At 69.0% G+C, this 17,705-nt stretch carries 17 protein-coding genes; 13 read left to right on the top strand and 4 right to left on the bottom strand.

Going from position 1 to position 17,705, the window contains the following annotated elements; genetic code table 11:
• Positions 1 to 404 precede the first annotated feature (404 nt).
• Complete coding sequence (locus MRBLWH11_RS03455) at positions 405 to 1,646, bottom strand: MFS transporter (RefSeq protein WP_341946686.1); 1,242 nt, start codon at positions 1,644 to 1,646, stop codon at positions 405 to 407.
• An 81-nt stretch (positions 1,647 to 1,727) separates the two neighbouring features.
• On the opposite strand from MRBLWH11_RS03455, the gene MRBLWH11_RS03450 reads away from it, so the two are divergent.
• A complete protein-coding gene (locus tag MRBLWH11_RS03450; RefSeq protein WP_341946685.1) occupies positions 1,728 to 2,033 on the top strand; it encodes a transcriptional regulator in 306 nt (101 codons plus the stop codon).
• A 65-nt stretch (positions 2,034 to 2,098) separates the two neighbouring features.
• Here MRBLWH11_RS03450 and MRBLWH11_RS03445 read toward each other — a convergent pair whose 3' ends face one another.
• Positions 2,099 to 2,455 (bottom strand): type II toxin-antitoxin system VapC family toxin, encoded by a 357-nt coding sequence (locus MRBLWH11_RS03445; protein WP_341946684.1) that lies wholly within the window; start codon positions 2,453 to 2,455, stop codon positions 2,099 to 2,101.
• Between the two features lie 91 nt (positions 2,456 to 2,546).
• A complete protein-coding gene (locus tag MRBLWH11_RS03440; protein WP_341947879.1) occupies positions 2,547 to 2,828 on the bottom strand; it encodes a helix-turn-helix transcriptional regulator in 282 nt (93 codons plus the stop codon).
• A gap of 65 nt (positions 2,829 to 2,893) precedes the next feature.
• On the opposite strand from MRBLWH11_RS03440, the gene map reads away from it, so the two are divergent.
• From map to MRBLWH11_RS03415, 5 genes are all read left to right on the top strand, one after another.
• Complete coding sequence (gene map, locus MRBLWH11_RS03435) at positions 2,894 to 3,667, top strand: type I methionyl aminopeptidase (RefSeq protein ID WP_341946682.1); 774 nt, start codon at positions 2,894 to 2,896, stop codon at positions 3,665 to 3,667.
• A 96-nt stretch (positions 3,668 to 3,763) separates the two neighbouring features.
• Positions 3,764 to 4,384, top strand: coding sequence for a PadR family transcriptional regulator (locus tag MRBLWH11_RS03430; RefSeq protein ID WP_341946681.1), 621 nt, complete (start codon positions 3,764 to 3,766; stop codon positions 4,382 to 4,384).
• Positions 4,385 to 4,468: 84 nt separating this feature from the next.
• A complete protein-coding gene (locus MRBLWH11_RS03425; protein WP_341946680.1) occupies positions 4,469 to 6,334 on the top strand; it encodes an AarF/UbiB family protein in 1,866 nt (621 codons plus the stop codon).
• A gap of 300 nt (positions 6,335 to 6,634) precedes the next feature.
• Positions 6,635 to 8,641 carry a BCCT family transporter gene (locus tag MRBLWH11_RS03420; protein ID WP_341946679.1) on the top strand — a complete coding sequence of 669 codons (2,007 nt, stop codon included), beginning with the start codon at positions 6,635 to 6,637 and terminating at the stop codon, positions 8,639 to 8,641.
• Positions 8,642 to 8,799: 158 nt separating this feature from the next.
• Positions 8,800 to 9,255 carry a nucleotidyltransferase domain-containing protein gene (locus MRBLWH11_RS03415; protein WP_341946678.1) on the top strand — a complete coding sequence of 152 codons (456 nt, stop codon included), beginning with the start codon at positions 8,800 to 8,802 and terminating at the stop codon, positions 9,253 to 9,255.
• 329 nt (positions 9,256 to 9,584) lie between these two features.
• Here the strand turns inward: MRBLWH11_RS03415 and MRBLWH11_RS03410 are convergent, their stop codons facing one another.
• Positions 9,585 to 11,180, bottom strand: a complete 1,596-nt coding sequence (locus MRBLWH11_RS03410) for an SDR family oxidoreductase (protein WP_341946677.1) — start codon at positions 11,178 to 11,180, stop codon at positions 9,585 to 9,587.
• A gap of 182 nt (positions 11,181 to 11,362) precedes the next feature.
• Between MRBLWH11_RS03410 and MRBLWH11_RS03405 the strand changes: the two genes are divergently transcribed.
• The 7 genes from MRBLWH11_RS03405 (at position 11,363) to MRBLWH11_RS03375 (ending at position 17,466) form a co-directional block, all read left to right on the top strand.
• A complete protein-coding gene (locus MRBLWH11_RS03405; protein ID WP_341946676.1) occupies positions 11,363 to 11,851 on the top strand; it encodes an SRPBCC family protein in 489 nt (162 codons plus the stop codon).
• Positions 11,848 to 12,165: a metalloregulator ArsR/SmtB family transcription factor gene (locus MRBLWH11_RS03400; protein ID WP_116636124.1), complete on the top strand. Its 318-nt coding sequence runs from the start codon at positions 11,848 to 11,850 to the stop codon at positions 12,163 to 12,165. Before MRBLWH11_RS03405 ends, MRBLWH11_RS03400 begins: the two co-directional genes overlap by 4 nt.
• 51 nt (positions 12,166 to 12,216) lie before the next feature.
• Complete coding sequence (locus MRBLWH11_RS03395; RefSeq protein ID WP_341946675.1) at positions 12,217 to 13,470, top strand: MFS transporter; 1,254 nt, start codon at positions 12,217 to 12,219, stop codon at positions 13,468 to 13,470.
• Positions 13,471 to 13,612: 142 nt separating this feature from the next.
• The gene (locus MRBLWH11_RS03390; RefSeq protein ID WP_341946674.1) at positions 13,613 to 14,920 is read left to right on the top strand and encodes an extracellular solute-binding protein; all 1,308 of its coding nucleotides are present in this window, start codon (positions 13,613 to 13,615) and stop codon (positions 14,918 to 14,920) included.
• Between the two features lie 71 nt (positions 14,921 to 14,991).
• A complete protein-coding gene (locus tag MRBLWH11_RS03385; protein ID WP_116636121.1) occupies positions 14,992 to 15,864 on the top strand; it encodes a sugar ABC transporter permease in 873 nt (290 codons plus the stop codon).
• Positions 15,861 to 16,754 (top strand): carbohydrate ABC transporter permease, encoded by an 894-nt coding sequence (locus tag MRBLWH11_RS03380; RefSeq protein ID WP_341946673.1) that lies wholly within the window; start codon positions 15,861 to 15,863, stop codon positions 16,752 to 16,754. Before MRBLWH11_RS03385 ends, MRBLWH11_RS03380 begins: the two co-directional genes overlap by 4 nt.
• A gap of 1 nt (position 16,755) precedes the next feature.
• The gene (locus tag MRBLWH11_RS03375; protein ID WP_341946672.1) at positions 16,756 to 17,466 is read left to right on the top strand and encodes an alpha/beta fold hydrolase; all 711 of its coding nucleotides are present in this window, start codon (positions 16,756 to 16,758) and stop codon (positions 17,464 to 17,466) included.
• Positions 17,467 to 17,705 lie beyond the last annotated feature (239 nt).

Below are 17,705 nucleotides of genomic sequence, written 5' to 3'. Positions count from 1 at the left end.
AGAACTCGTCGTCGGGCGGAGGATCCTCACGGATTCCTCCGCCCACGCGCGAGTTCTCCTCCCGACGCGCTGCGGCTCCGCGCTCTCGGCGCTGCTGCGGCCCGAGGGTCTCGGCGCTGGCCGTGCTCGGTGCGAGTGTCGTCGCGGTGTGGCGCAGCGGCTGAGGGTGCGGCGCGGCGCCGAGCCTCAGTAATGGGCGGAGAACTCGTCGTCGGGCGGAGGATCCTCACGGATTCCTCCGCCCACGCGCGAGTTCTCCTCCCGACGCGCTGCGGCTCCGGGCTCTCGGCGCTGCTGCGGCTCGAGGGTCTCGGCGCTGTTGCGGCCCGAGGGTCTCGGCGCTGCTGCGGCCCGAGGGTCTCGGCGCTGGAGCGGCTCGGGCGCTCGGTGCTCGAGCGCGGTGGTCAGTCCGCGCGGCGCAGCCGCGACACCAAGGCCACGAGGGCGAGCGCGATCACCACGATGCCGTATCCGACGCACACGGTTCCGAGCCCGACGATGCCGACGAGCGATCCGGCGATCACCGCGGGCACCCCGAATGCGAGGTAGGCCAGCAGGTAGATCACGGCGAAGGTGTCGGCGCGCTGCGTCGCGGGGATGCGCGGGGCGAGAGAGGCGACGACTCCCGAGAACGCGGTGCCGAAGCCCATGCCGGTCACGGCGGTCGCGGCGAGATAGAAGGGGAGCGATCCGAGTCCGAGCGCCGCGAGCGACAGGGCGGTTCCGACGGCCAGCGCCGTGGTGCCGAACACGACCGAGGTGCGCGGCGGGCGGCGGCGCATCAGGAACGCGGTGATCGCCCCGACGCCGGCGAGCATCGCGACCGCGAGCCCCTGCCAGACGTGGGCGGAGCCGCCGAGCTCGTTGTGCACGATGTTCGCACCGAGCGACAGGAACAGGCCGCCGGTGGCCCAGCCCGCGACCACGGCCGGAGCGCCGCGCCAGAAGTCCGCCCGGATCGCCGCGGGGATCGAGAGGCGGAAGCTGAGCGATGCCCAGACGCCGGGCTTGCGCGGTGCGGTCTCCGGGATGAGGAAGAACAGCACGGCCAGCACGAGGTAGGCGGTGCTGAGCGGGGCGAACACGTCGAGCAGCGCTTCCCCGCTCAGATCGAGCACCACGCCGGAGGCGAGCGCCCCGAGCGCCAGACCGATGCCGGGGCTCAGTGCGTTCCACAGGGCTGCGACGCCCGCGCGCCCGCCCGGCGCGAAGTCGAGCGCGGTCGCCGAGAGCGCGGAGATGAGCAGACCGCTCGCGATGCCCTGCAGGATCCGGGCGAAGAACAGCGTCGCCACGGCATCCGCGTGCCAGAAGAGGAACATGCTGCCCGCCAGGAGCAGCAGGCCCGCGATGACCACCGGCCGACGGCCGACGTGGTCGGAGAGCGAGCCGGCGGTCAGGAGGGTCAGCAGCAGGGAGACGGCGTAGACGGCGAAGACCGCCGCGATCACGATCGCATCGAAGCCGATGTCCTGTGCGAGCACCGGGTAGAACGGCGAGGGCGCGCTCGCGGCGATCATCATCGCGACCTGGGCGACGATCGCGAGTGCGAATCCGAACCGGGCGCGGGGGATCGTGGGTCCCTGCGCCTGCGGAAGGGCGGCGGCCTCGGCCGACGGCCGGACGATCGGCTGGGTGGTGGTCATGCGTGCTCCTCAAGGGTTCGAGAATAATCGAACTATCGGAGCGTACTCGCCATTCCGTGATTGTTCAACTATTCTCGAACTATGCCAGGCGACCTTCCGCACCCGGAGCGCTCCGAGATCCAGATCACCGACGTGCTCTTCGCGCTCAGCGACCCCGAGCGTCTGGCCATCGCGCGTCAGCTCGCCGACGGTCCGCTCGACATGGCCGCCTGCCACGCGACCGACCCGAATCTGCCGAAGTCGACCAAGTCGCACTTCATGAAGGTGCTGCGTGAGGCCGGCGTCATCCGCAACGAACCCAACGGGCGGCGACGGATGCTGACGCTCCGACGCGACGATCTCGACACGCTCTTCCCCGGGCTGCTCGACTCCGTGCTCCGGGGCTGAGAGCGGAGCGCGCCCGACCGCTCAGGGTGCCCGACGCGCTCGCGCGCCCGACCGCTCGCGAACGCTCAGCGCGACGGTACCTCCACGGCGCAGTGCGCCGCGGCTGAGCGAGCCAGACGCTGGTCGAGAGTGAGCAGCGCCGATCGCGTGACCTCGGCGAGGACGACGTACGCGGCGTCGTAGGCGCTGAGGTTCTGCCTCATGTCGAGCACGCGCGGCACGAGTGGCAGTGGCGGATACAGCTCGACCCGAAGTCGAGGGAGGTCGGATGCCGCGCGGGCGAGGCGTTCGTCGCTGAGTATGCCGCCGCGGTTCAATCCGCGCAGGGCGGAGGCGGCTTCGATCGGAAGGATCTCGGGCGCGATCAGATGCTCGGTGACCAGCCGTTCGTGGAGCCGCGACGGCTCGCCCGTCGTGGTCATGCGTCCACCCTCGGGGATGCGCCACCGCGGTCCGAGACGTGAGGCGCGATCCGTGGGCGGATTCTCGCGGACCCCGACTGTGCAGGAGTGGTCAGGAGGCGATGCGTGCCGCGGTGGTGCGGCGCTCGGCATCCGTCCCGATCTCGGACCAGACGGCGTCGAGCGAGAGGCCGAGCACGCCGCTGATCGCCGCGATCGTCGAGAAGGCGGGCGTCGCGACGCGGCCGGACTCGATCTTGCGCAGCGTCTCGGGGGAGACTCCGGCGTCCAGAGCGACGGCGAGCATCGACCTTTCGCCGCGCGCCCGGCGCAGCAGGGCGCCGAGGCGCTCGCCGCGTTCGACCTCGGCGGGGGTGAGCGGCATCCGGACCATCATGATGCCCATACTAATCCCGGGATAGTATTACCGGGATAGTTATCGGAACCGGAAAGAGAACCATGATCGAGATCCTGAACGACGACGAACTCGCCCGAGCGCGTGACGCCGGCGCCCTCGTCGGCGGCATCCTGCAGGCGCTGAAGAAGCGAACGGCCGTCGGCGTGAACCTGCTCGATCTCGACCGCTGGACGAAGCAGATGATCGAGGATGCCGGAGCCGAATCCTGCTACGTCGACTACGCGCCCTCCTTCGGACGCGGACCTTTCGGCCACTACGTCTGCACCGCGGTGAACGACGCCGTGCTCCACGGCATGCCGCACGACTACTCCCTCGCCGACGGCGATCTGCTCACGCTCGACCTCGCCGTCACTCTCCGGGGCATCTCGGCCGACGCGGCGATCAGCTTCATCGTCGGAGAGACGCAGGCGCCCGAGGATCTGGCCCTGATCGACGCGACCGAACGCGCGCTCGCCGCCGGTATCGCGGCTGTGCGGCCCGGCGCCCGCATCGGCGACCTGTCGCGCGCGATCGGCACCGTGCTGCGTGGCTCCGGCTACACGGTCAACCTCGAGTTCGGCGGGCACGGCATCGGCTCGACCATGCACCAGGACCCGCATGTCGCGAACGACGGTCGACCCGGTCGCGGCTACATCCTGCGCCCCGGGCTGCTGCTCGCGCTCGAGCCGTGGGTCATGGCTGACACCGACGAGCTCGTCACCGACGCCGACGGCTGGACGCTGCGCAGCGCGACCGGATGCCGCACCGCCCACACCGAGCACACGATCGCGGTCACGGCGGAGGGCGCCGAGATCCTCACCCTGCCGCGCAGCTGAGGTCGCCGCCTGCCACGGCATCCGAAACTCCCACCCAACCTCCAGGCTGAACGATATATCGTTGACTATCGTTCACCACCCCATCTGGAGGTCATCATGAACAACGCATTCCCCTTCGGCGCATCCGGCAGCAGCAACGCCGACAACCCGCTCGGCGGCCTCTTCGGCACCGGCGGCCTCGGCGGCGCGAACGGCCCGGCCGGCGCTCTGTTCGACGCGTTCGACCAGTTCCGCAAGTCGTTCGAGCAGCGCCCGTCCGGCGGCTCGCGCATGGCCCGCGGCGACGTGCGCACGGCGGTGCTCTCGCTGCTCGCCGAGAAGCCGATGCACGGCTACCAGATCATCAACGAGATCGCCGAGCGCAGTGGCGGAACCTGGAAGCCCAGCGCCGGATCGGTCTACCCGACCCTGCAGCTGCTCGCCGACGAGGGTCTCATCTCGGCCGAGGAGCAGAACGGTCGCAAGACCTACTCGCTGACCGAGGCGGGTCGCGCCGTCGCCGACGAGTCGTCGGAGACGAAGGCTCCGTGGGAGTCGTCCGACAAGGACGGCCACCGCAACGACCCGCGCTTCACCGCGCTCCCGAAGGCGGGCGTCGACCTCGCCGGTGCCGCCGCCGCGGTGGGTCGCAGCGGTTCGCCCGAGCAGGTGCAGGCCGCGATCGACGTCCTCGACGACGCGCGCCGTAAGCTCTACTCCATCCTCGCGCAGGACTGATCGGATGCCGCGGTCCGCGGCTCAGCGGTCGGGGGAGGGCTGACATGGTCACAGCGTGTCGACGCGGTTCGAGAGGATGACGGAATGACGGATGCCGGCGAGGGGCGCTTCGCAGCGCCACCGACGATTCCGGGGACGGGCGGCCGCAGCGCAGCGGCCCGCGATCCACGGCCGGCACCGGGGCACCGTGCCCGTTACCGACGGATCCTCAACTTCGCGGCACGCGAGTTCCTGAAGGTCTGGTGGTACGAGCTCGTGCTGCCGCGCCTCGGGATGTCATCGGTCGCGGAGCGCACGCGTGGACCGCGGATGCAGAGGTTCGCCCGGCGATTCCACGTGCTCGCGGTCGACCTCGGCGGGCTCATGATCAAGGTCGGACAGTTCATGTCGTCGCGCCTCGACGTGCTCCCGCCCGAGATCACCGCCGAGCTCGAGGGGCTGCAGGACGAGGTGCCCGCGGTGCCGTTCGCCGACCTCCGCGTCGTCGCCGAGGCTGAGCTGGGTATGCCGCTGACCCGCGCGTACGCCTGCTTCGACGAGACTCCGGTGGCCGCGGCATCCCTCGGTCAGGCGCATCGCGCCCGGCTCTCGGAGCAGGACGCCGCCGACACGGGACTCGACACGGTGGTCGTGAAGGTGCAGCGTCCGGGCATCGACGAGATCGTCGCGGTCGACCTCGCCGCCCTCCGCCGGGTGGCGCGCTGGGCGATGCGCGTGCGGCTCGTCTCGGATCGGGTCGACGCCCCCGCGCTCGTCGAGGAGTTCGCCGAGACGAGCCTCGAGGAGATCGACTACCTGCACGAGGCCGCGAGCGCCGAGCGGTTCCGGGAGAACTTCGCCGACGACCCGCGCGTCGACACCCCCGAGATCGTGTGGGAGCGGTCGACCCGTCGCGTACTGACGCTCTCGGATGTCACGGCGATCAAGATCAACGACATCGACGCGCTGCGCGCCGCCGGCATCGACCCCTCGCAGGTCGCCGACGTGTTCGCCGAGGTCATGTTCGACCAGGTGTTCACGCACAGCTTCGTGCACGCCGACCCGCATCCGGGGAACATCTTCGTGACGCCGGTGCTTGAGGCGGGCCCTTCGACAGGCCCTTCGACAGGCTCAGGGACCCACGGCGCGGGTTCAGGGGCGCAGGGTGAGGGCGCAGAAAGCCAGGGGGAGGGCGCAGGGACGCAGGCGCGGAACTTCCGGCTGACCTTCATCGACTTCGGGATGATGGCCGAGGTGCCGGACAACCTCCGCAACGGTCTGCGCACCCTCCTCATCGCCGTCGCCGGGCGCGACAGCCGAGGACTCGTCGCGGCCGCGAAGGAGATCGGCGTGCTGCTGCCGTCGGCCGACACCAACGAGCTCGAACGGGCGCTCACCGCCTTGTTCGCGAGATTCGGCGGCATGGGATTCGCCGAGCTCAGCACCGTCGACCCGCGCGAGTTCACCGCCTTCGCCGATGAGTTCGGCGACATGGTGCGGTCGCTTCCGCTGCAGCTGCCCGAGAACATGCTGCTGCTGATCCGCGCCGTCTCGCTGACGTCGGGCATGTGCAGCGGCCTCAACCCCGCCTTCAACGTATGGGATGCCGCGGAGCCGTACGCCGGCCGCCTGTTGCGCGACGAGTCGGGCAACCTGATCCAGGACGTGGCGAAGCGGGCCATGGCGACCGCCGCCGTGACCATGCGGCTGCCGCAGCGCATCGACAACATCATCACGCGCATCGACGACGGCAACGTGTCCTTCGACACCTCGCGTCTCGAGCGTCGACTCGATCGTCTGGAGGGTCTCGCGCGCCGAATCGCCTCGGGCGTGCTCTTCGCCGCGATGCTCGTCGGAGGCGCGCTGCTCGTGACGCCGCTGCCCCCGCTCGGCATCACGCTGATCTGCGTCTCGGCGCTGCCGCTGCTGCACGCGGTCTTCGCGGGGATGGGGCGGCGCGGGCCGCGCTGACGCGCTTCCGGCGCGCGGCATCCGAGATCCGGCATCCGGCATCCGGCATCGGGGTACGCGGCACTCGGGCATCCGACAAGGGAATGTGCGCTTCAGAAGGATGGAATCCGGGATTCGGGCCTTCGGAAGCGCGATTCTCCTCGCGAGGCGTACAGCGGATGCCGCGCTGACGCGCTTCGACAGGCTCAGCAACCCAGGACCGGGTTCCGCACTCATGGCTGGGCCCCGCACTCAGGGCGGTTCCCGAATCCACGGCTGGGTCCCTGAGCCTGTCGAAGGGCCGTGGGAGGATGGTCTTCCATGGAGACCCCTGACGAGAAGCCCGCCGCACGCTCTGAAGGACCACCGCCGGGAACGGGCATCGTCCCGACCGCGAAGAAGATCGTCCGCGACATCGCCGCGGTGCCGCCGCGCAGCGTGCATCCGGCGCTCGTGCCCGGCGTCTCGGTCGAGGAGACGGGCCGGTCGTACCGCACCGATCCGCTCGTCTTCGGCATCGCGGTCGCACTGACCGTCGCCTTCATCGCCTGGGGTGTGTTCGCGGGCGACAACCTCGCCGGAACCACGCGGACCGTCCTCGACGCGGTCGTCGAGTACACCGGCTTCTTCTTCACGACGATCGCCACGGTCATCCTGGTGTTCATGCTCTTCATCGGGTTCAGCCGCTACGGTCGCATCCCGCTCGGCCGCGACGACGAAGAGCCCGAGTTCTCGATGTTCTCGTGGATCTCGATGCTGTTCGCGGCCGGCATGGGCATCGGACTCGTGTTCTGGGGTGCGGCTGAGCCCCTCACCTTCTTCGAGAACCCGCCGCCCGGGACCGTCGAGGCGAACACCCTCGAGGCGATGCACACCGCGCAGGCGCAGGTGCTCTACCACTGGGGTCCGCAGGCCTGGGCGTTCTACGCGCTCGTCGGCGGGGCCATCGCCTACGGCGCATTCCGCCGCGGCCGCACCCCGCTCATCTCCTCGATCTTCGCGCCGCTGCTCGGCGAGCACCGCACCACCGGACCCCTCGGACGCACGATCGACGTCTTCTCCATCATCGTCACGCTGTTCGGCACGGCGGCATCCCTCGGGCTCGGCGCCCTGCAGATCGGGCACGGCGTCGAGATCGTCACGGGCATCGGCGAGCTCGGCAACGGCATCCTCATCGCGGCGATCGCCGTGCTCACCGCCTGCTTCATCGCCTCCGCCGTCTCGGGCGTCTCCAAGGGGATCCGCGCGCTGTCGAACATCAACGCGGTCGCGGCTCTCGTCCTGGCCTTCTTCGTGTTCTTCGTCGGTCCGACGCTGCTCATCCTCAACGTGATCCCGTCGGTCGCGGTGCAGTTCCTCGGCGACCTGCCGACGATGATCGCCCGCTCGGCCTCGCAGGGTGACGAGGCCCAGACCTTCCTGTCGACCTGGACGATCTTCTACTGGGCGTGGTGGATCTCGTGGTCGCCGTTCGTCGGCATGTTCATCGCGAAGATCTCGCGCGGCCGCTCCCTCCGTCAGTTCGTGTCGGTCGTCATCGTCGTGCCCTCGGCCATCTCGCTCGTCTGGTTCTCGATCTTCGGCACGACTGCCATTCAGCAGCAGATGGACGGTGCCGGACTGAACGTCGACCCGCCGGAGGAGGTGCTCTTCGGCGTGCTCGGGAATCTCCCGTTCCCGCTGGTCACCAGCATCCTGCTCATCCTGCTGATCTCGATCTTCTTCATCACCGGCGCGGACTCCGCCTCGCTCGTGATGGGCACGCTGTCGCAGCAGGGCCGTCCCGAGCCCGCGCGCTGGGTGACGGTCATCTGGGGGGTGTTGGTCGGCGTGATCGCCGCAGTGCTGCTCATCTCGGGCGAGGAGGGGAGCGGACTCCGCTCGCTGCAGAACGTGACCATCATCGCCGCGCTGCCGTTCGCGGTGATCATGGCGTTCATGATGGTCGCGTTCATGAAGGACCTGCGGCGCGATCCGCTGATCCTCCGCGACCGCTATGCGCGGATGGCCGTGCGGCACAGCGTCATGGCCGGGCTCGAGGAGTACGGCGACGACTTCGCGCTCGTCCCGGTCGAGTACGACCACTCCGAAGACGACCTCGCCTGGATCGACGAAGACACGGTAGACGACACCCTCGCCGAGGTCTACGAGGCTGCCACCGAGGCGATCGACATCGTCCCGACAGCGGATGCCGGACCGGATGCCGGACCGGATGCCGACGCAGGAGCGGCGCTCGACGGACTCGCCGAGGAGACGGCGGAGTCGGCCGGCGCCCAGGGCGCGGTGCAGGGAGAGCATCCGCGGGCGGAGGAGCGTCCGGTCGACTGAGGAGCCGCCCGCAAAGCGCCGGGCCGAATCAGGCGATCACGCGGAACCAGAAGCTGTTCGCCTGATTCCGCGCGCTCGCCCGCCGTCGCAACGCCACTTCCTCGTCATTCGGATGCTCGTTCTGTACAATCTTCTGTACAGAATGTGAAGGAGCTGTGATGGATGTGACCTCGGTCTCGGATGCGCGGGCCGGCCTCTCGCGCATCATCGGGTCTTTTCGCGAGGGATCCGATGAGCCGGTGATCATCGGATCTCACCGTCGGCCGCAAGCAGCGCTCCTCCCGTACGACCGGTTTCTCGCGTTGACCGAGGGGAGGTCGACGAAGATCGGGCTGGATCGGCTGCGTGCGCAGCGCACACTCATCGAACGCCTGGCCGCGCTCTCGCATCTCGGTGACGTGCAGGTCTACGGATCCATCGCACGTGGAGACCAGAACGAGCTCAGTGACGTCGACCTGCTGGTGACGCCGCACGCGGAAGCCACGCTGTTCGACGTCGCCCAGTTCGAGATCGACATGGAGGCTCTGCTCGGGGTGCCGGTATCCGTCGTGAGCACGGCGGCGCTGAATCCCGAGCACGATGCGACGATCCTGCGGGAAGCCGTTCGGCTGTGAATCCCGATGATCGAGTGGACCGATGGCTCGGCGATCTTCGAGACACCCTCGCCCGAGCCGCGGATCTCGCTGATCGCGGTCGAGATGCCTTCGACGTAGACCCTGCTCTGCCTCTGGCATTCGAGGCGCTCTCGAATCGCATCGGTGATCTCTCGAAGCGGCTCGTGCACGCCGACGAGGCACGGTTCTCTCACCTGGTCTGGCGTCAGGCGGCCCGCAACCGAGACTTCGTCGTCCATCACTATGACCGCGTGGACAGAGATCTGCTCTGGCGCACGGTGATCACGGCCTTTCCGGAGCTTGCGGCTCGGGTGCAGGCGGAGATCGGATCAGGCGGTCACGTCTGAACGGGATCTCCCCTCGCCAGCGCCACTCGTACCGCCCGTCTCGGCTGCGGCCGTGATCCGCGCCGCCATGCCCGCGAAGATGAAGCCGTGGAAGGGCAGCACGGCGAGCCAGTACAGCCGTCCGCCCAGGCCCCGCGGGAAGAACACCGCGCGCTGCTCGTAGCGGGCACCCGGGCCCTCGGCGATCGCCCGCAGTTCGAGCCATGCCTCACCGGGAACCTTCATCTCGGCGCGCAGGCGCAGCAGCCCGGCATCCTCCTCGCCCGAATGCGGCTGCGACACCGCCTCGACGCGCCAGAAGTCGATCGCGTCGCCGATGCGCGCGGCCGTGCGGCTCCGGCGTCCGCGGCGGAGCCCGACCCCGCCGACCAGGCGGTCCATCACGCCGCGCACCGCCCAGAGGAACGGCGACGAGTACCAGCCGTTCTCTCCGCCGATCCCGATGATCACGCGCCACAGGTCGTCGACGGATGCCTTCGTCTCGAGCGACCGCGCGTCGGTGAAGACCGTGCGCCCCGCCCAGTCGGGGTCGCTCGGCAGAGGATCGCTCGGGGCTCCGCTCACCTCGGCGTCCTGCCAGCTCGTCTCGATCGTGTCGGCGTCGAGGCGTCCGAGAGCCAGCGCGACGGCTCGGCGGTACGGGGTCAGGCCGTCGGCGGGCGGCGGGATGAGCTCGTCGACGGTGCGGTCCTTCACGACGCACTCGTTCTGCAGCGAGGCGACGAGCGGCCGCGCGATCGACCGCGGCACGGGCGTGACGAGGTTCACCCAGTGCGAGGCGAGCCCCGGGGTGAGCACGGGCAGTGCGGCGATCGCCCGCTGCGGCAGGCCCGCCTCGACCGCATAGCCGTTCATCATCTGCCCGTAGCGCAGCACATCGGGTCCGCCGATGTCGACGGCGCGATTCACGTCCGCGTCGACCCGGGCGGCCCCGAGCAGGTAGTGCAGCACATCGCGCACGGCGATCGGCTGGATGCGGTTGCGCACCCACTTCGGAGCGGGCATGTAGGGCAGCACATCGGTCAGGTGTCGGATCATCTCGAACGACGCCGATCCCGAGCCGATCACGACGCCCGCCTGGAGCACGAGCGTCGGCACCCCGGAGTGCAGGAACGTCTCGCCGACCTCCACGCGCGAGCGCAGATGCGGCGACAGCTTCACGTCGTCGGGGTGCAGCCCGCCGAGGTACACGATGCGGCGCACGCCGGCTCGGGCCGCGGCATCCGCCACCGTCGTCGCGGCGCGCTGATCGCTCTCCTCGAACCCCTTGCCCGCGGTCATCGAGTGGATCAGGTAGTAGACGACGTCGACGTCGTCCATGGCCTCGGCCACGGCATCCGCGTCATCGGCCGATCCCTCGACGATCTCGCAGTCGGGACCCCAGGGGAAGGATGCCGCGCGCACGGCGTCGCGCGCCAGGACCCGCACCCGGTAGCCGGCGTTGAGGAGACGGGGGGTCAGGCGGCCCCCGATGTATCCGGTCGCTCCGAGCACGAGGGCGCGGGGTGCCGTGCCGTCTTCGCGCGGGACGGCGCGCAGCGCCTCTTCCTGTCCGGTGGGCTGGGTGAGCTCGGTCATGGCTCGAGCGTAGGCCGCGGCGGAGATGCGGAGAAGCGGGTGGCGCGCGGCGGGGCGGGCATGTAAGGGCGCTATCGTAGTGCAACCCAGGGGTTGCAGTATCCGTCAAAATGTGCAACTCTGTAATTGCAGGTGAGTGGCGATCCCGCTGCTCCGCGAAGAAAGGACGCATCATGGTGAACATGACGGAGAACACCGCTTCCGTGGTCGACGAAGACACCTTCTCGGTCCGACGCACGATCAGCATCGCGGCATCCATCGACAAGGTCTGGCGGGCGGTCGCCGAGCCGGAGCACATCTCGCGCTGGTTCGGCCGCACGGTGCTCGACGGCACGGGTGTCGGCGCGACCGGCACGATGACCTTCCCCGACTACGACGTGATCCCGCTGCGGGTCGAGGCCTCTGACGAGCCCCATCTCATCAGCTACCGATGGAACAACGACGACGCGCTCGGTCGGCTCCCCGACGCGGTCGACGAGAGCACCTCGACCGTCTTCACCTTCACCCTCGATGAGATCGACGGCGGCACCCAGCTCACCGTCGTCGAGAGCGGCTTCGAGCGCACGTCCGCGCCGCTGAAGAACCTCGAGAGCCACCGCACCGGCTGGGACCTCGAGCTCGACAAGCTGGTCGCGCTCGTCGAAGCGGATGCCGTCGAGGGCGACGCATGACCACAGGCACGCTGATCCCGATGTTCTCGGCGCTGGCAGACGAGACGCGGTGGAGCATCCTGACGGCTCTCGGCGAGGGCGATGCCTCGGCATCCGCTCTCGCCGGGCGTCTGCCTGTGAGTCGTCAGGCCATCGCCAAGCACCTCGCGGTGCTGCAGGAGGTCGGGCTCGTCGAGCCCGTGCCCGTCGGCCGCGAACTGCGCTACCGCGTGATCGGCACCGAGCTCGCCGCCACGGCCGCGCAACTCGACGCGATCGGACGCGCCTGGGATCGCCGGCTCGCCGCGATCAAGGAGATCGCCGAGGGCCTCTGACCGCGGCGCCTCTGCGACGGGACGCAGGGCGCTCGTGGAAGGATGGGCGCGATGGACGATCCGAGCGACAAGACGGCGACGGCCGCCCGCCCCGGCCCGGATGCCGCGGCCCGCCGCGCGCGCATCGCCGTGTCCGCGCTCTTCCTGACCAACGGCGCCCTGTTCGCCAACATCCTGCCGCGCTACCCCGAGATCAAGGCGACGCTGGGTCTCGACAACACCGCCTACGGTCTGTCGATCGCCGCGCTCCCGGCCGGGGCCATCGTGGCCGGTCTCGCCGCCGCCGTGCTGATCCGCCGGTTCGGCTCGGGCCGCCTCGCGGTGCTGGGCACCGCGCTCACCAGCATCGGCTACCTCCTCGCCGGGCTGTCGCCGTCGGCGCTGCTGTTCGCCGGCGCACTGTTCCTCACCGGCGCGTGCGACGCGATCACGGACGTCGCGCAGAACGCTCACGGTCTGCGGGTGCAGCGCCGGTACGGTCGCTCGATCATCAACTCCTTCCACGCGATCTGGTCGATCGGCGCGGTGCTCGGCGGCGCGATGGCCGCCGTCGCGATCGCGGTCGGCCTGCCCGTCGGCATCCACCTCGCGATCTCCACCACGGTGTTCGCCGCCGTCGCCCTCGGTGCGCTGCGCTTCTGCCTGCCCGGGCGCGACGAGGAGTCGGCGGATGCGGCAGAAGATGCGGATGCCGTCGCAGACAGCCCCGGGATCCGCCCAGCCGGGCGCCGTGGCCCGAGCCTGCGCACGGTCCTCCTGCTCGCGGCGCTCACGCTCATCGCGATGGCCGGGGCGGTGGGTGAGGATGCCGGCAACTCCTGGGCGACGCTCTACCTCGCCGACTCGCTCGACGCGGCCGCCGCGATCGCACCGCTCGGCTTCATCGCCCTCATGCTCGCGCAGTTCGTCGGCCGCATCCTCGGCGACCGGCTGACCGACCGGTTCGGTCAGCGCCTCGTCGCGGGTGCCGGCGGACTGATCGCGGCCACGGGGATGGGGCTCGCCCTCGCCTTCCCCCGCATCCCGGGGACGATCGTCGGCTTCGCTGCGCTCGGCTTCGGCATCGCCACGCTCATCCCCGCAGCGATGCATGCGGCGGACGAGCTGCCCGGCCTGCGGCACGGCGCCGGGCTCACGATCGTCTCGTGGCTCCTCCGTGTCGGATTCCTGCTCGCACCGCCGTTCGTCGGCTTCATCGCCGACACCGAGAGCCTGCGCGCCGGACTCCTGATCGCGCCGGTGGCGGGGGTGGTGGCCGTCCTGCTCTCCGGGGCTCTGGAGAAGCGGCGACCTCGCTCGGAGTGACGCCGCCCGGGCGTTTCGGCCGGCATTCCGCGCGTCGCCCGCAAGAGCCTGCGGGCAATCGTTACGTATACGTATTCAGCGGGAATACATTCCCGAAAAATAGGCTTCCCTAAGTTGACTGCATACGTATACCATCAGCCCTATGGGACTCAACAAGCATCGGGCATTGCCGGTTCTCGCTCTCGCAGCCGTGGGCATCGTCGCCCTCACCAGCTGCGGCGCGGGCTCCCGCACCGACAACGAAAACTCGACCACGGTGTCATGTGACTACACGGCACCCGAGGGCAAGACGACGGTCAACGTCCTCGCCTACAACTCCTCGGCGATCGACCCCTTCACCGACACGATGGTGTCGAGCTGCTCGACCGACGACGTGACGCTCAAGCACGACCCGATCGACTTCGGCGGTCAGGTCACAAAGACCACGGCCACCCTCGCGGGTGACACGGGCACCTACGACATCATCGAGACGTACGGCTTCGTCATCCCCGGATTCGGCGAAGAGGAGAAGCTCGTTCCGCTGAACGACCTCTGGGACAAGTACGCCGCCGACTACGGCCTCGACGAGATCAGCGAGTCGATGGTCGAGGGGATGTCGTACGACGGCGACATCTACGCGATCCCGATGCAGGCGCAGATGTTCGTGATGGCCTACCGCACCGACGTCTTCGAAGACCTCGGCCTCGAGGTCCCGACCACGTTCGACGAGATGATCGACGCCGCCGAAGCCATCAAGGGCGCAGGGCTCATGGAGTACCCGATCGCGCTGCCGTGGCTCGCCACGGCCGACGTCACCACCGGCTTCGAGGGCGCGATGAACTCCCTCGGCGCCGACTTCGTCACCGCGAACGGCGAGGTCACGCTCGACACCCCCGAGGCCAAGCAGGCCGTCGAGGCGATGCTCTCGCTGAAGCCCTACATGGACCCGCAGGTCACGACCTTCGACCAGCCCAAGGTGCAGCAGCAGATGTTCAACGGGACGGCGGCCATGTCGATCATGTTCTCCGGCCGCATGTTCGACCTGACGCTCCCGGCCAACTCGAAGCTGTCCGACTCGTTCGGCTTCGCCGGTGCGCCGAAGGTCAGCGATGACGCGGAGTACTCGTACAACCGCCTCTCGATCGACGGCTGGTCGATCCCGTTCAACACGAAGCTCGACCATGACATGCTGTTCCAGATGATGGCCTCGGCCGTCAGCGAAGACGCCTCGAAGGCATCCGTCCCCGCGGCCTACCCGGCCCGCGAGGGAATGGTGACGGAGAAGAACTCTCCCTACGGCGCGGCGGCGAACGACTCGATCGCCAGCGCGATGCCGCCGATCGTGTCGCCGGTCATCGCCGACATCACGAACGAGATCCGTCCGATCCTGGTCTCGATCCTCAACGGCCAGGTGTCCGTCGACGACGGACTCGCCCAGATGCAGGCCGCCGGCGAGAAGGTCGCCGGCTGACCACGGACCGACGTCCATGACTGTGGCCTGAGCGCGAGTTCAGGCCACAGTCCGTCCAAGGGAGGACGCACATGAAGGCACGCGAATTCTGGCTGCTCTTCGCTCCGAGCCTGCTGGTGATGGGTGCACTCCTCGTGCTCCCGCTGGTGCGCACGGTGCAGTGGAGTTTCGAGCAGGTCCGCTACGGCACACCGGGAACATTCGTCGGGTTGGAGAACTTCACCGACGCTCTGACAGATCCCCGGTTCCACAAGGCGGTGCTCTTCACCGTCGCCGTCACGGTCGTCACCACCGCGATCCTGCTGGTGTTCGGATACATCATCGCCACCGGCATCAACCGCATCACCACGTCCCGCCCGCTCGTCCTCGGCATCATGCTCGTCTCGTACGTGCTGCCGAACCTCGTCGGCGCCGTCGCGTTCTCGTGGCTGTTCGACGACAACTTCGGCGGCGTCGTGAACAGGCTGATCGGGTTCTTCGGCGGCTCGCAGGTGCTGTGGTTCACCGACCAGGTGCCGAACGCGATCCTCGTGATCGCGAACACCGTCTGGCACATGCTGCCGTTCGCGATGCTCATCATCCTGGCGGGGCTCCAGGGCGTGCCCAACGAGCTGAAGGAGGCCGCCAAGATCGACGGCGCCAACGGCTTCCAGACGCACATCAACGTGATCATCCCGACCATCCGCGGGGTGCTCGGCTTCGTGACCCTGATCACGATCATGGACGTGCTGCGCATGTTCGACAACCTGATCCCGCTGTCGCCGCAGGCGCAGAACATCGGGAACGAGTCGATCATGCTCTACGTCTACTCGGTGGCGTTCGCCGACGGCGCCGAGAACCTCGGGCTGGGCAGTGCGATCAACGTCCTCACCATCCTCCTGATCCTCATCATGCTGATCCCGTTCATCCGGGGCATCTTCAAGGAAGCGAAGGCCGAACGATGAGTCTCACCTCCGCAGAGCTCTCGACGAGGGCCATCGTCACCAAGGGCGCACCGCAGCGCAAGCGCCGCGGTCAGAACCGCCCGCCGTACATCACCGGTCTGCTGCTCGGCATCCTCTGCGTCGTCGTGCTCAGTCCGTTCATCTGGATGACGCTGTCGGTGACCAAGCCGACCGACGTCGCGTTCTCCAACCCGCCGGTGCTCTGGGACTACCAGCCGACGCTGCAGGCGTTCGTCGATCTGTGGCAGACCACGTACTTCGCGGACTACCTCGTGAACACCGTGGTCGTCGCGACCGTGTCGACCGTGATCGCGCTGGTCATCGGCATCCCGGCCGCCTATGCGCTGTCGCGGTTCCCGAGCTACGTCTCGGCGATCCTGCTGGTGCTCGCCCTGATCTTCCGTGCGCTGCCGCGCTTCGCAGTGGTGCTGCCGATGTACGACATCAGCCGCGCGCTGGGGATCTACGACACGACGTTCGCGCTGGCGATCGCCCTGGTCGCGATCAACCAGCCGTTCACGATCTGGCTGCTGCGCAACTTCTTCGCCGAGATCCCCAAGGAACTCGACGAGGCCGCGATGATCGACGGCTGCACGAGGATCGGGATGCTGCGCCGCGTCATGATCCCGCTGATGGGACCCGGCATCCTCACCGCCGGCATCTTCGTGTTCCTCTTCGCGTTCCAGGAGTACCTCACCGCGCTCGTGCTCACCGACACGTCGTCGAAGACGGTGCCCGTGTTCATCGCCACGCAGCTCGGGCAGACCCTGCCGATGCTGCAACAGGCGGGAGCGGCATCCATGCTCCTCACGATCCCGGTGTTCGTGATCGCATTCATCGCGCAGAAATATCTCGTCGCGGGACTCAGCGACGGCGCCGTCAAGGGCTGACGTGTCGTCGCTGGTGCTGCTTGCCGGCATGAACTGCACCGCCGATCTGTGGGCGGATGCCGGACCAGACGGGGCGATCCAGCCGGTGCTGGATCGCCCCTCCATCCCCGACCAGGTCGAGGCGCTGCTGGACTCGCTTCCGGAGCGGTTCGTGCTCGTCGGGCACTCGCTCGGGGCCATCGTCGCGATGTCGGTCGCGTTGGCCGCTCCCGAGCGGGTGGCCGGACTGTGCCTGGTCTCGACGAATGCGAAGGCGCCGACCGAGACGCAACGCGAGGGGTGGCGCGACTGGCTCGGGCGCATGGATGCCGGCGCGGATGCGCGTGAGCTGCAGGAGAGCATCCTTCCCGCGCTGCTGGGCGCCGAGGCCGTGCGCGATCGACCGGACCTGGTGGAGCGGACCCTCGCGATGGGCACGGTCACGGGCGAGGCGCGGCTGCGGGCGCAGCTGCAGTTGCAGCTCAGCCGGGGCGACCTGCTCGGGCGACTGCCGGGCTTGTCTGTGCCGACGCTGGTCGTCTCGGGGCTCGACGACGTGATCACGCCGCCGCACTTACACACCGAGATCGTCACGCGGATGCCCGACGCCCGGCTCGTCACCCTCGACGCCGGGCACCTGCTGCCGATCGAGCGCCCGCAGGCCTTCGGCTCATTGCTGCGCTCGTGGCAGACCCAGCTGGCGGATGCCGCCGCGGGCGCCGGGCGGCGCTGAGGGTTCCGGCCTTCGCGTGTCCTCCTAGCGCCGCGCGTCTCCTGTGCGTGCTGCGCTTCTTGGGGCGGAGAACTCTGTGATGGGCGGAGCGCTTGTGGTGTCGGCATCCGCTCGTCGGGGAGAACTCCGCCCGTCACGGTGTCGCACCCGCACGTCATGCAGGAGAACTCGCGGGATGAAGGGGCGGATGCCGCGACAGCATCCTTCGTTCTGGGAGATCTCCTGCATTCCGCGCGAGC

The sequence above is a fragment of the Microbacterium sp. LWH11-1.2 genome (assembly GCF_038397745.1).
In the GTDB taxonomy this organism is placed as follows: domain Bacteria; phylum Actinomycetota; class Actinomycetes; order Actinomycetales; family Microbacteriaceae; genus Microbacterium.
The sequence above is the reverse complement of the archived record's forward strand: the minus strand, read 5'-3'. Positions and strand labels throughout refer to the sequence as shown.